This window comes from Prochlorococcus marinus str. MIT 9401, from assembly GCF_000760095.1.
In the GTDB taxonomy this organism is placed as follows: domain Bacteria; phylum Cyanobacteriota; class Cyanobacteriia; order PCC-6307; family Cyanobiaceae; genus Prochlorococcus_A; species Prochlorococcus_A marinus_I.
Genome location: NZ_JNAR01000010.1, coordinates 1 through 12,373, shown reverse-complemented (window position 1 = coordinate 12,373; position 12,373 = coordinate 1). Strand labels below are relative to the sequence as shown.

Genomic DNA, 12,373 nt, shown 5'->3' with positions numbered 1-12,373 from the left:
TATTTCTTCTTTAACTTCAGTTTCTTCTGCTTCCTCTGCCTTTACTTCTGACTCTACTATTTCTTCTTTAACTTCAGTTTCTTCTGCTTCCTCTGCCTTTACTTCTGACTCTACTATTTCTTCTTTAACTTCAGTTTCTTCTGCTTCCTCTGCCTTTACTTCTGAATTTGATAAGCTTTGATCTTCATTTTTACCTAAAAGGAATTTTAATAGTTTTTTGAATAACGAGAAACCTTTTTCAATTCTTTTTGGACCTAAAATTGAAAGCAAAACTACTAAAATTATGAATATTTCAGGTGAATTTAAACCTAATATTTTCATAAAATATCTTATTCTATTTATATTTTAGTACATGCTAAAAATTTAATCTAATTATTCTCAAAAGTTGGTAAATAGAGTTCCCTATTTGATGCGATTAAACCTTCTTCTTTAAAAAAATTCTCTAGGTCTTTTAGATCATTTATATCTACAAATTCACCACAATTATCTAATATATTATTGTGGGTGAAATTCCATAAATTATCCAAATATTCGTCATCGTCTGGAAATGCTACAAATTTTAAATATGTATTATTCAAAGCATATTCACTGGCAAAATCAGAATCTAATCCTTCCCTCTTAGCATCACAAAAAACTTTAGCAAATCTTTTGCCTACAGAAGTTTGAGCACTCGATATATCCAAATTACCTTGGATAGCTTTTACATTTATTGGGGCAATAAAAATAATTATTGGAAGAAAAATGGATAGTAATATAAACAAGAAAAATTCCCTTTTTTAATTTCAACTCAATATAAACTAGCAAAAAAAGTAATCAATTAGGTCTATTTAACTAAAAGCACTTATTGCAAAATTAAAGGAATAAATAGAAAACATAAAATCAAATACATATCGGAATTTATAATAAAAAAATAACTAAATAAATTTAAAATTATATGTCTTCAAATATAAAGCTAAAAGGAAGAGGAGTTAACAGGATAATTACGAGTAAGGTGATGCTATCGCCATTAGCAGGAGTTACAGATAATATTTTTAGGAAACTTGTACGTAAATGGGCTCCAAACTCTCTACTTTTTACAGAAATGATTAATGCCACAAGTCTTAAAAAAGGATTTGGAACACAAAAAATCAATCAAATAGATTTAGAAGAAGGTCCCATTGGAGTACAAATATTTGATAATAGACCATATGCTGTTTCTGAAGCAGCGAAGCAAGCTGAGGACTCTGGAGCTTTTTTAATTGATATAAATATGGGCTGTCCAGTAAAAAAAATTGCAAAGAAAGGTGGAGGCAGTGCCTTAATAAAAGACCGAAAACTTGCTATAGAATTAGTCAAAAATGTAGTAAAAGCTGTTAAGGTACCAGTAACAGTAAAAACACGACTCGGATGGGATAGTAAAGAAGAAAATATAGAGGATTTCTTATTTAAACTTCAAGATGCAGGAGCAACTATGATCACACTCCATGGCAGAACTAGAAAACAGGGTTTTTCAGGCAAGTCAGATTGGGAAATGATCGGGAAACTTAAAAAGTTGTTGGAAATTCCAGTAATTGCTAATGGAGATATCAAAAATCCAGATGATGCTCTTAATTGTTTAAGAAAAACAAATGCTGATGGTGTAATGATTGGACGAGGAATTTTAGGATCACCATGGAAAATAGGAGAAATAGATTATGCCATCAGAGAAAATAAAAATTTTAAAGAACCAAATACAGAAGAAAAACTATATTTAATTATTGAGCATCTTGATGAATTAATAAAAGAAAAAGGAGATCACGGCTTGCTAATAGCCAGGAAACATATCTCATGGACATGTAAAGACTTTAAAGGAGCATCAAATTTGAGAAATAACTTAGTTAGAGCTGTTGATAAAAATGAAGTTAAAAATTTAATAATTAAAATGATTAAAACTTTGAATAATGAAAAAAATACATTAGCTTAAAACAAATTTATTTTTTTAAATGAAAATTATTAGCAAAGAAACAAGTAAAAGAGTTTGTGATCATATGAATAATGAACACATTGATTCCGTTCACAAATATCTTATACATTATGGAAAGATATCAAGATTTGAGAATGCTTATATGGAAGAAATTAATAACAGCTATATAAAAATCAATTACGATGGCCAGTCTGCAATTATCAATTTTAAAAATGAAATATCTGAAGAAGAAATTCATTCAACTTTAGTATCAATGATCAAAGAAATTAAAAAATAAAATAATTTATAAAAAAATTCTAATTTTTATTTTCATAGTAATCAGTTATCTTTTTACATTCTTCAAATGAAAGCATGCTTAATCTAGATGTGGCTTTTATTTTTAGAATTGCACAAACAGCTAATAAATCAGCGCTATCAACTTTAATTGCTTCAGAGAGTTCTAGGACCCTAAGACCTTTCATTAGTATTAAAAATCTTTTCTACATTTTCAAGAACCTTACAATCAATGGGCTGCATTTTTCCCTAAACCTGCCACGAATGGAAAAGTTTGTTCATCACCAAAAATATCTTCTACCGAGGAATTAGAAATATTAGTTTTTTTATTATCAGGCTTAATTTCTTCAATTTCGTTAGAAATATTATCTTTAATGTTATTTTCAATTTCTTTTGCTAATAAATTATTCGAATTAGAAAATATTGAAAAAACTAATACACATAAAAACAAAACAATTCTTTTCATAAAAAAAATTTATCTAATACTATTTTTATATACCAATAGAGTTATTTAGAAAAACTAGATAATTTTAATACAAATCTATATAAATCTAAATCAAAAAATTTTCATCTTCCCAACTTATTTCTATTATTAAATCTAATTAAAAAATAAAGACCTAATAACAAAAGAATTGCCAAGGAATACTGATTAAGAAAAACATAAACGATATAGACGAGAAAGGGGAATAAGCACGCCCTCTTAAAATTTAATTTCTGTTCCTTTGACATATTTTTCCAATTTAAATATTCTTCCCATTGAAAAATTTTCTTCATTTTTCTATTTTTACGATTAAACATAACTTTATAAATATAGTTTTGATGATTCTTATGTTAATAAACAAAATTAATCTACAATATCAAATAAGTTATTTTCATTGAATAAAAATATTTTTTAAATAAAAGATGAACTCAAAACCAGTTTGGAAAATAGAAAAAATTGTTTTACCTCAACATGCAGATCATGCAGGCGTAATGTGGCACGGTAAATATTTTAATTGGCTTGAAGAAAGCCGAATAAATGCACTTTCAGAAGTAGGTATAAGTTATTTTGAACTTACTAAAAAAGGCTTCGATTTACCTTTAATCGATTCATCAATAAAATATAAATCCCCTTTATTTCTTGGTGAAAAAATAACCATAGAAAGCGAATTCAATATTGAAAAAAGTCCAAGGATTAATGTAATTTCAAAATTTCTTAACAAGAAAAAAGAAATCCTAACGATTGCTGAAGTCAATTTAGTCTTAATAAATAAACTGAATTTTTCTATAATAAGAAAAAGGCCAAATTTCCTTTCGGAAGCCTTTAGTAAATTAAACGGTTGAAATGATTATCCGCCTAGTGAATGATTTATTAATTATGAAAATATTTCAAGTTATTGATTCTTATCAATATGAAATGGAATCAAGATATCAAGAAAAATCAATGCTCACAAATCTTTTTACAGAGCACAAATTTATAGGATGGTTAGGGTTGTTTATAATATTTTTCTCTATCTTTGCAATTTTTGTTTTTCAATTTCTTGAGTGGGAAAGTAATGACAATAATAAAAGTTAAGAAGATTTAATGCTTATAATTCAAACTGAATGACTTAAAAAATGGCTATCTACTTAAAAATAACTAACCCTACAGAGGTTGTAAAAAAAAAGACCTCAAAATGGCTTACAGATATTACACCTGAAAGAATTGATAGAAAATTGGTTGAGGATGAAGTAATAAAAGGCATTATCGAGCAATTAACATTAGAAGGCATAAAAGGAGAAATATCAGCAATTAATGGGTTTGAAGTAAATGAATCTTCAGTAATAACAAAAAATAATTTTGTTATTAGAAAAACAAAAACTTTTTAGATAGAAAATAAAAATCTTTAATGAAATTTTTTTTTATTTTAATTATTTTTATCATTTTTTTAACTTTTATAATTTTAAGAGATTATCAAATTAAAAAGAAAAAGTTAAAAATAAATAATGCCTTAAATTCCAATTTCTTTATTCAAACAATTAATAATTTAATAAACGAGAACAAATACAATTTGTTAGAGGAGAGGATCAGATTAAGGGAAATAGATGCTTACGGTAACGAGGATTATAAAAAATGGATTGGCAATCCACCTCTTGATGAGAAAGCCATTGAGAAAAATATATTTAATGGATCTAAGCGATTTAAAGAGGGAATCCCCTACTTCTGGGAAAAAGTTATTTTAAAAAAATTTGGAAGTATTGAATTATTTTTCGAAAAGTGGAGATCGTATTGTTATGAAAATCCTACTATTGATGATGAGATAGTTGGATCTATTCGAAATCTCGAGACTGAAGATTGGTTTGTTTTCATAGCAAGTCAAATAGAGAAATCATGCTTAAACCTAATAGAAAAAAACTACTCAAGTAAAAACAAGGGAAACTACAAAAAAGGTATTAGATTTGAAAATCATTGTATGGAAATTCTCAAACAAAATGGATGGGCAGTAAAAGAAACCCCTAATACAGGAGATCAAGGGGTTGACTTAATTGCGTCAATAAATGATTTGAGAATATGTATACAATGCAAAGATCATGAAAAAGCCATTGGAAACAAAGCAGTTCAGGAAATTTCAGCTGGTAAATTATATTGGAAAGGTACACATGCAATAATAGTCTCAAAATCTGGCTTTACAAAGTCTGCTCATCAACTAGCAAAATCAAATAAAGTTGAATTAATCAATGAATATCAATTAAAAGATTTAGAAAAGTTTATTATTTAAATAATTTATATCAATTGAGTTAAGCCCTCTTTGTAAAGCAAAAGTGTTGTAAAAATTCCTGAGGCCCACATTAAACCTCTAGCTGCGGGGATATTAAATACATATGCTCCAATATATAAAAAGCGAAAAATAGGATGAATCAATGCTGCAATTATTGCAATATTAGAGTCAGTTAAAGTAATCAAACAAAGAAGACATGCGGGTGCATGTAGGGAAATACTCTCCCAACAATTTTGATGACACCAAACTGCTCTTTTTCCAAAAGAAGGCAATTCATCGAATAATGCCCTTGGAGCAGACATATTTTCAACAGAATATCCCGCTTTAACTCTCCCTATAGTTAATGGAATAATTGATAATAAAACAACACCCACTGATAAACAAAGGCTCCAGGCAAAAGCTACTTGCATATGATTTAAATAATATTATTAGCTTAATAATTGAAGCTTGTTATCGTGATAAATGAAAAATCATTACCATAGATAAAATTTTGCAAAAAATACTGTAATTTATTAAAAAAGTCATTTATGGATATTTCAAAGATAGTTTTAATTTTTGGCATAAGTTTACTAATATATTTTGCTTTTCTGTTTTTAGGATTTCTTCTTAAGAATAAAAATCTAAAGGCACAGAATCTAAAAAAAGAAGAATAATATTGATTATTAATGTCACGAAAATTTACTATTTTCTCGATATTTTTATATCTTTTTGAATATATTTCATGGAAATAAATTTTGATCCAAACAATAATAATAGATATTTGAAAATTAAATAAAACAGTTGATAGTATATGAAAAAATTTTATAAATTTCTTAAAAGTTTTCTATTTATATCACTTTGGCTTATTTTATCCTCATTTTTAACCCAATATTGGAATACCTTTCATTGGGAATATATTTACTTAAACTTTAGAATTATATTTGATAAAGAATTTTGGTTTGTTGTAGAAAAAATTCTTTTAGGATTTGATATTGGTTACTGGTTAGAAGAAGCACTAAAATTCTTAAGTTATGAATTACCAAAAGAATCATTTAAATATTTACCAATTTATTTCGTATTAAAGTCTATTTGGATAAAGAACTAATTTACATATTTAATAGTTTTTAATACATTCCTTAAAATTCTTGAATAAAGTCGATGAATTTATTTTTCTTAAAACAAATAAAGTTCCTTTATCACCTCTACAAATTCTAAGCTTATTACTTAAATAAGTTATCTCTAACCACCCTAATTGTTCATTATTTAGTTTTTTCATAGCCTTTATTTTTTTTTTTCCAAATTTAGGACCCATAACACCAGCATGTGTAAATTTGACCCCAATTGTTTTTTCATTTATGTAATTAAGTCTTATTAAAATACCAGTGCCAATAATTGATTTTATTCCTCTAGGTTTAAGTAAATTAAGACCATTTAAATTTAAGGGATCAAGAATTTGAAGGTTATCAACAAAAGGAGAATATTTTAAAAAAGGACTATTAGAACTACTCCACCTAAGCTCCCAAACTCCCTGTAAATCATTTCTATCTTTGCTAAAGGAAAAATTATGATCATTTTCTAAATGTTCGGCAATAGTACGTATACTCTCTGAATTTGGAGACTTAAGAAGTAAATTTAATAAATCGTCTTCGGAATACATCTGATAACCACTGAATATATAACTAAGGATAAATACTTACCTCTTTGTGCTATATTCTACCCAGAATATGTTGATTTGATGACAAAAAGCTATTGGCTAAAGAAAATTTCCATTCGAAATGCAGATTTATTTCTGGAATATATAAGAACAGTATTGCCTTGGATTAAATCTGTGGGAGGAGTAATAGTAAAAAGAGATTTGATACAAGAATCAACCTCAAATGAATGGGACGGAGGTCAGCTTGGATTAGTAATAGAATTCGAATCTAAATTTGCTGCTAAAAAAGCATTTTATTCTGAAGTATTTCAAAAATATCTGCAGTCAAGAGATTTAATGGAACTAGTTACTATAAGTACTCTTTAAAAAATCAACCAATAGCGATCTCACAAAAAAATTATAAGTATTTATTACTATTAAATTATTTATGTAATATTTATAACTTCACTAGCAAGAGCATATTTTGCAAAATTTAATTGTAAAAGTAATCCGTTAATCAAATGAACTATTCAACAGAAAAGGACGATTATTTGATGACAACGCCATATACAAAAAAAATTCAGCAAAAATTTGAAAAGGTTAAATCTTTTTTAGAGCAAAATGGATTCAATCCTTCATCAGAGAGCTTAATGCAAGATATAGTTAGCTCAGAAGAATATATTGCTAAAAATAGCTTATAAAATATCAGAATATATTCAGAGTTCTTAAATAATAAAAACCGCCTATTAAAAAAGGTAATAATATTCCAATAAATAAAAATATGGATTTCTTTGATTCGCCTTCTGATATGGGATTAATTTCTGGCTCAATTGCAAAACCATTTTGTCTACCACCGCTTTCGGTTGTATAACCTTTTTTATTCATAAGAAAAATAATCTAAGCAGATTATCTCATGTAAAAACTTATTTAAAAAAATTTTTTACATTTAGAATTAAAGTAATTTTAAGTTCTAATAATTGATTTCAATCTGAGATTTCAATTTGGCAGCTTTTTTTAAAAGACCTACAACTTCCTTACGGCCAGTGGCAGACTCAGCTCTGTTAAGTAACTCACTATATTTTTTTGTGATTTCTCTATAATTCATTTTTAGTGTTGAATTCACTAATTATAAAGTTACTGGAAGAAATTTTTGTATAAAAGACATCAAAATAAAGTTTAAGCACTTCTACCTATTTAAACCAACCTTTTTTCTTTGGTTTAATCTCCTCTTTGATAATATCTTTTTTGCTCCCAAATAATCCCTTTTTTTGGACTGGTAAATTCTCTTCAACAGGTTTAGATTTTCTGTTGAATAACCCTTTTTTAGGTTCTTTTTTTGTTGATTCTTTTGTTTTGGAAATCTTTGTTTTTTTAGGATTTAATTTTGAATTTTTGGGTTTGCTATCTGCGAATAAAGTTTGATATACAAAAAAACCAAAAACAGCAAAAAAGCCTAGTGCCTGTACTAGAGCAGTTCCAAGATTATCAAACATTTACGCCTCAACTTTGTATAGTGATTCCTTTTTTTTCGTATCGATACATTTTTTATCATTAGACAAGCATTCAATTTCTGCCTTCTTCTCATTATGAGAACTGCAGCCACCCGCATTTGCATTAGATATTGAAAACAAAGTTAGTACCCCTAAGATTAAGGCACATGAGGTGTTAAAAGGTTTCATGAGTTTTATTTTTATTATGGAAAAATAATTTCGTAATTGCGAAGATAATCTTCTCTTCTGCTAAAAGTTTCCCCTTTTTATAAATCTATTTATATATCTATTTATAGTAATTAACTAAATCGATAATTAATATTGCTAATAATGAAAAGCCTAAAATGAAAGGTAAATAAGGATATTTATTTAAAATTTTGTTTAGTTGATTTTTCGATGTTTGTTTTTCCTTTTTCTTTTCTCTAGGTGGTAAGCCTAACTTTTCCCTTCTCTTAGCTTCTCCCATAATTTTTTAAACTATTTAAGACTATTTTATATACTTAGTAGTATTAGTGTATTGATCTAGATTTAAATTATTAACGGTTAATTTAGTTTAAATTTTGGATATATTAAAAATAAATAAAAAAATTACATGATAGAAGTAGTTTGGTCAGTAAATATAATGATTGCAATTCTGATTATTGGTGTTGCTTGGGTTCTTTATTACATATTTACTTATGATCAAAAATTTACTTCCTAGATAAATGTCAGATAAAGATCTAAGTAATTTTCTAAAAAAAATTGAGCAACTTAATCAAATCGCTGAGCTAATAAAAAATAATCCTAGTAAAAAGTTATCCCTTTCAAAATGCAAGAATCATGATGAAGTAATTAGATTAACCACAGAATGGGGTTTTGATATTAGTAAAAGGTGGGGAGAATATTAATTGATTTTATTACCAGCATTATTAAAATTGCCATCAACTTCAAATTAAATTCCTAAGATAAATTAGTATTTTTGTTTTTGAGTTATGAGAGAAATTGGAGAGATAAAGTCAAATATATATAAAATAGCTGCTGTTACAGATAGAGGGCAAAGATTAAATAAATTAATTTCTCCTATGTATGAGGAAAAAGCTAATGAAATGGATGAATTGATTGAGGATCTTAAAGAATTTAGTTTTGAAATATCAGAAAAATTATTGACTGGAGAGTGGGAATTGATTTTTTCTAATGTTGAATTATTTCGAAGTTCTCCTTTCTTCCTTGCTATTGAAAAGGCATTAAATGATGAATTTAAAAGTAATCTTTTTTTTAAACTACATCAATTGCAAGTAGGATCCTTTGGCGTATCAACTATTGGGAGAATTGCTCAAAAGATTGATTTTGACAAAAAAGAATTTATATCTACTTTTGACACCACAATATTTGGGCTCACAACAATTCCTATCTTAGGTTGGTTCAAACTATTGCCTACATTTGGAGGAAGAGTAATAACACTAGCAAGTGATTTAGTTTTAAGAAATAATTTACTTGATATGCACTTACAAAAGACAAAAGTTTCCAAAGTTGATGGACTTAATAAGATTCCATTATTTAGTGAATTACTTATGGATAGATGGTATCCAGTTAAAGAGGTATGGAATAAGTTACCTTGGAATAAAGAATCGCCAAATTGCCAGGTTTCAATTGTATATTTAGACGATGAAATGAGAATTATGCAGGATATGTATGGATCTATTTTTATTTATATAAGGCCTTCAATTTCATTGTTGAATTCAAATTCAATCTCCAATGATTAATTAAAACACTGAATAATATTTTTGTAATTTATAGAATAAATCCATTAAAAATTTATTTTAAAGATTAATTATTAAAAACATCTCACATCTTAAATAAAAAATAGGTTATGTTCATAATGAACATTTTTTTATTATGCTTAGAAATCAAGAAAAAAATTCAGTTGTTAGAGGAATATTCCTAATAGGAGGTTGGGGCTTAGGTCTAGACAGATTCTACGAAGGAGATAAAAAAGGTGGCTTTTTATCAATCATTGGTTGGAGTATCACATTTTTTAGCTTTATATTTATTAAATGTTCAGGTTATGAATATGTTGAGGGGGTGAAAAATTATTCAGATTATTCCCCTAACCCTTTAATAGTATTACCCTTACTGGCAGGAGCATATGGTGGCTTTCTAATAATTAAGAAGGCATTTAGATTAGCAAAGCAATTTGAGAATGCTGAATAAAAATAATAATACCAGTAGGCAAATTTAAGATAATAATCCAGACCCTTTCAAATAAAATTTAAATAAAAGGATTACTAAAAGGTTCACTATTGCTAATGCTACTAAACCATTTCTGTTTTTTACATCTAATTTCTTGACTAAATTAGAAAGGTAAACGACTGGATTTTCTGGCTCTTTATTATCCAAATTTTATTTAAATATTAATTTGACAAGAAAATATCACAGTTTCATTTGAAGAATCAAAATTGTAAAGATGATTATCCAAAAAGAAATAAATAATTTCTAACCCATAATTCCTGCATTTCTTAAAAACGCTTTACCCATATTGCCAATTACAAAAAATAGAGACAAATTAATTAAAAGGATTATTAATAATGCCAACATTTTATAGTTTGGATTAGTTGAAATTCCATCAAATCCATTATTAAGAAATCTTTTAAAAAGTGATTTGTCAACTTTTAGTTTTTGTTGCTCAGAATCAAGTTTTACTTTTTCTTCTGAAGCATCTTGAATACTTGCTTTCTCTAGAAATTCTGTAAATGCTTTAACATTTTCTTCTTTTTTAATCCCCTCATTAAGATCTTTATTGTCATCATTCAAATTGGGAGATGATTCGATTGAATTATTTTCATCAGGATTAAGTTTTGAATCTTCCAAATTAGTATTAAATGCTAGGAGTATATTACACCATAAAAAAAACCCACTCGATCAATTGAAGAGAGGGTTAGCTAAGGTTAAAGTTCTTACTCATATAATAATTTATTTTAATTAAATTTGCGGTAGCAGCATAATGAAGTTTTAATTTAGAATAAATTCAAGGTGATTTTTTTTAGTACATATGTTAGATGCGAATACTAAAAAAGCATGTAAGGATGATCCCTCAATAAGAGAAATTAAAATTAGAAATATAGAACATGCTATTGAACAAGCAGAATTGATGATAAAAGAATCAAAAATGAGCCAAGAAGAATTAATCTTCTTAAAAAGAAAAATAGCGGACTCAAGGCAGGATTTAGAAATACTTTATTTAATGAAAATTGAATGAATATAAATTTTTTAATATTTTAAAAGAATTGAATTTTTGCAAAGAAAATTAATTTGTATATTTGAAGACTTATAAAGTTTAAAGAGAATGTAAGAATTTTTATAAACGTTTTAGTTATGTCTAAAAATAATCTACATATACTTTTAAAAGTTGTTCCATACATTTTCGTTTCAATAACTGTAATAGTGATAACAGCAGCTACATATGTAATTACTTAGTTATATAAGGTATTTAAAGTTTTTAGATATTAAATTAATTAAAATATTCGTAATAACTAATTGTATGCATAAATTCAAAATCGCAATTTTTACAATATTAATAATCATATTTTCCCTTATTGGGATAAAAAAATTAATTTATATAAATCAAGTTAAAGATTTAAAAAATAAAGAAGAATCATTTTTAAATGAATCTATACGTGTTTTAAATAAATGCTTCGATCTAGAAAATAAAAATAAAAGAACTCTTAATAAATCAATTGAACTAATTGAGTATTGCTTAGAGGAATATGGATATAAAAACTGATTTCAAAACTTGAATGATGAATTTCCTTAATACTCCACTAATATGCAAATAAAAAATTTCTCATCAATAATCTTGTTATGTTCCATAATTTTTTACTAATAATACTTCCTAACTTAATTTTTTAAAATGACTAAAGTTAAATGTTCTTATTTGGGAAATTTAAACTGTGAGGCTATTCATCTACAATCTGGAAGTTTTATTAGAACTGATGCACCTTTAGATCACTGTGGTAAAGGTGAAAGTTTTTCCCCAACTGATTTATTAGCAACATCTCTAGGTACTTGCCTGCTAACCATTATGGCAATCAAGGCTAAATCGAAAGGATTTGATTTGAAAGGTATATATTTAAATATTGAAAAAGTAATGACACAAAATAGCGCGAGAAAGATAAAAGAACTAATAATAAATATTTTTATACCAGAGAGCACTTCTAATGAAACTATTGAATTTTTGAAAAAAGCTTCCCAAGAATGTCCAGTTACAAGAAATTTATCTCAAGAAATAGATATTAAAATTAGTTGGCATAATGAATAAATCTCAAACATAGTAATTACATAA

General features: G+C 26.7%; 25 protein-coding genes and 1 pseudogene. 14 read left to right on the top strand and 12 right to left on the bottom strand.

All coding sequences use genetic code 11. The features are described 5' to 3' along the window. Both EV01_RS0108855 and EV01_RS05280 read right to left on the bottom strand, forming a co-directional pair. A pseudogene (locus EV01_RS0108855) lies at positions 1–321 on the bottom strand (cell surface protein); the annotation flags it as partial. A gap of 47 nt (positions 322–368) precedes the next feature. Continuing rightward, on the bottom strand, positions 369–761 hold the full coding sequence (locus EV01_RS05280; protein ID WP_032516765.1) for a hypothetical protein: 393 nt from the start codon (positions 759–761) through the stop codon (positions 369–371). Between the two features lie 173 nt (positions 762–934). On the opposite strand from EV01_RS05280, the gene dusB reads away from it, so the two are divergent. Next, the gene (gene dusB / locus EV01_RS05285; RefSeq protein WP_032516764.1) at positions 935–1,942 is read left to right on the top strand and encodes a tRNA dihydrouridine synthase DusB; all 1,008 of its coding nucleotides are present in this window, start codon (positions 935–937) and stop codon (positions 1,940–1,942) included. 19 nt (positions 1,943–1,961) lie between these two features. Then, the gene (locus EV01_RS05290) at positions 1,962–2,219 is read left to right on the top strand and encodes a DUF2470 domain-containing protein (protein WP_032516763.1); all 258 of its coding nucleotides are present in this window, start codon (positions 1,962–1,964) and stop codon (positions 2,217–2,219) included. Between the two features lie 19 nt (positions 2,220–2,238). Here EV01_RS05290 and EV01_RS09715 read toward each other — a convergent pair whose 3' ends face one another. After that, positions 2,239–2,403: a translation initiation factor IF-2 N-terminal domain-containing protein gene (locus tag EV01_RS09715; RefSeq protein ID WP_193741381.1), complete on the bottom strand. Its 165-nt coding sequence runs from the start codon at positions 2,401–2,403 to the stop codon at positions 2,239–2,241. A gap of 41 nt (positions 2,404–2,444) precedes the next feature. Then, on the bottom strand, positions 2,445–2,681 hold the full coding sequence (locus tag EV01_RS05295) for a hypothetical protein (RefSeq protein ID WP_032516762.1): 237 nt from the start codon (positions 2,679–2,681) through the stop codon (positions 2,445–2,447). A 437-nt stretch (positions 2,682–3,118) separates the two neighbouring features. On the opposite strand from EV01_RS05295, the gene EV01_RS05305 reads away from it, so the two are divergent. The 4 genes from EV01_RS05305 to EV01_RS05320 are packed head-to-tail and all read left to right on the top strand — an operon-like array spanning position 3,119 to position 4,953. Then, the gene (locus EV01_RS05305; RefSeq protein WP_032516760.1) at positions 3,119–3,538 is read left to right on the top strand and encodes an acyl-CoA thioesterase; all 420 of its coding nucleotides are present in this window, start codon (positions 3,119–3,121) and stop codon (positions 3,536–3,538) included. Positions 3,539–3,572: 34 nt separating this feature from the next. Next, a complete protein-coding gene (locus EV01_RS05310; protein ID WP_032516759.1) occupies positions 3,573–3,770 on the top strand; it encodes a hypothetical protein in 198 nt (65 codons plus the stop codon). A gap of 41 nt (positions 3,771–3,811) precedes the next feature. After that, positions 3,812–4,063, top strand: a complete 252-nt coding sequence (locus EV01_RS05315; protein WP_011818540.1) for a hypothetical protein — start codon at positions 3,812–3,814, stop codon at positions 4,061–4,063. 20 nt (positions 4,064–4,083) lie between these two features. Continuing rightward, on the top strand, positions 4,084–4,953 hold the full coding sequence (locus tag EV01_RS05320) for a restriction endonuclease (protein ID WP_032516758.1): 870 nt from the start codon (positions 4,084–4,086) through the stop codon (positions 4,951–4,953). Between the two features lie 5 nt (positions 4,954–4,958). Here the strand turns inward: EV01_RS05320 and EV01_RS05325 are convergent, their stop codons facing one another. Both EV01_RS05325 and EV01_RS05335 read right to left on the bottom strand, forming a co-directional pair. Continuing rightward, entirely contained in the window at positions 4,959–5,363 is a 405-nt protein-coding gene (locus EV01_RS05325; protein WP_032516757.1) for an MAPEG family protein, read from the bottom strand. Positions 5,364–6,046: 683 nt separating this feature from the next. Further along, complete coding sequence (locus EV01_RS05335) at positions 6,047–6,589, bottom strand: PAP/fibrillin family protein (RefSeq protein ID WP_032516755.1); 543 nt, start codon at positions 6,587–6,589, stop codon at positions 6,047–6,049. Positions 6,590–6,667: 78 nt separating this feature from the next. Between EV01_RS05335 and EV01_RS05340 the strand changes: the two genes are divergently transcribed. Both EV01_RS05340 and EV01_RS05345 read left to right on the top strand, forming a co-directional pair. Next, a complete protein-coding gene (locus EV01_RS05340) occupies positions 6,668–6,952 on the top strand; it encodes a DUF1330 domain-containing protein (protein ID WP_032518495.1) in 285 nt (94 codons plus the stop codon). Between the two features lie 134 nt (positions 6,953–7,086). Continuing rightward, positions 7,087–7,266, top strand: a complete 180-nt coding sequence (locus tag EV01_RS05345) for a hypothetical protein (protein ID WP_032516754.1) — start codon at positions 7,087–7,089, stop codon at positions 7,264–7,266. Between the two features lie 4 nt (positions 7,267–7,270). Here the strand turns inward: EV01_RS05345 and EV01_RS05350 are convergent, their stop codons facing one another. The 5 genes from EV01_RS05350 to EV01_RS05365 all read right to left on the bottom strand — a co-directional run bounded on the left by EV01_RS05350 (position 7,271) and on the right by EV01_RS05365 (position 8,521). Continuing rightward, entirely contained in the window at positions 7,271–7,450 is a 180-nt protein-coding gene (locus tag EV01_RS05350) for a hypothetical protein (protein ID WP_011818547.1), read from the bottom strand. 85 nt (positions 7,451–7,535) lie between these two features. Next, the gene (locus tag EV01_RS09710) at positions 7,536–7,688 is read right to left on the bottom strand and encodes a hypothetical protein (protein WP_193741383.1); all 153 of its coding nucleotides are present in this window, start codon (positions 7,686–7,688) and stop codon (positions 7,536–7,538) included. A 67-nt stretch (positions 7,689–7,755) separates the two neighbouring features. Then, positions 7,756–8,058 (bottom strand): hypothetical protein, encoded by a 303-nt coding sequence (locus EV01_RS05355; RefSeq protein WP_032516753.1) that lies wholly within the window; start codon positions 8,056–8,058, stop codon positions 7,756–7,758. After that, a complete protein-coding gene (locus EV01_RS05360) occupies positions 8,059–8,196 on the bottom strand; it encodes a hypothetical protein (protein ID WP_241433444.1) in 138 nt (45 codons plus the stop codon). A gap of 145 nt (positions 8,197–8,341) precedes the next feature. Then, positions 8,342–8,521, bottom strand: coding sequence for a DUF2839 family protein (locus tag EV01_RS05365; protein ID WP_032516751.1), 180 nt, complete (start codon positions 8,519–8,521; stop codon positions 8,342–8,344). A 238-nt stretch (positions 8,522–8,759) separates the two neighbouring features. On the opposite strand from EV01_RS05365, the gene EV01_RS05370 reads away from it, so the two are divergent. From EV01_RS05370 to EV01_RS05380, 3 genes are all read left to right on the top strand, one after another. Beyond that, entirely contained in the window at positions 8,760–8,942 is a 183-nt protein-coding gene (locus EV01_RS05370) for a Nif11 family protein (protein WP_032516750.1), read from the top strand. 84 nt (positions 8,943–9,026) lie between these two features. Next, positions 9,027–9,797 (top strand): hypothetical protein, encoded by a 771-nt coding sequence (locus EV01_RS05375; RefSeq protein ID WP_032516749.1) that lies wholly within the window; start codon positions 9,027–9,029, stop codon positions 9,795–9,797. 133 nt (positions 9,798–9,930) lie between these two features. Further along, entirely contained in the window at positions 9,931–10,245 is a 315-nt protein-coding gene (locus tag EV01_RS05380; protein ID WP_032516748.1) for a hypothetical protein, read from the top strand. A 282-nt stretch (positions 10,246–10,527) separates the two neighbouring features. Here EV01_RS05380 and EV01_RS05385 read toward each other — a convergent pair whose 3' ends face one another. Further along, positions 10,528–10,902, bottom strand: coding sequence for a hypothetical protein (locus EV01_RS05385; protein WP_032516747.1), 375 nt, complete (start codon positions 10,900–10,902; stop codon positions 10,528–10,530). A gap of 181 nt (positions 10,903–11,083) precedes the next feature. Here EV01_RS05385 and EV01_RS05390 point away from each other — a divergent pair, with 181 nt between their 5' ends. The 3 genes from EV01_RS05390 (at position 11,084) to EV01_RS05400 (ending at position 12,349) form a co-directional block, all read left to right on the top strand. Further along, on the top strand, positions 11,084–11,290 hold the full coding sequence (locus tag EV01_RS05390) for a hypothetical protein (RefSeq protein WP_032516746.1): 207 nt from the start codon (positions 11,084–11,086) through the stop codon (positions 11,288–11,290). 282 nt (positions 11,291–11,572) lie between these two features. After that, positions 11,573–11,815, top strand: coding sequence for a hypothetical protein (locus tag EV01_RS05395; protein WP_032516745.1), 243 nt, complete (start codon positions 11,573–11,575; stop codon positions 11,813–11,815). A gap of 126 nt (positions 11,816–11,941) precedes the next feature. Continuing rightward, a complete protein-coding gene (locus EV01_RS05400; protein WP_032516744.1) occupies positions 11,942–12,349 on the top strand; it encodes an OsmC family protein in 408 nt (135 codons plus the stop codon). The last annotated feature ends 24 nt before the right edge of the window (positions 12,350–12,373 follow it).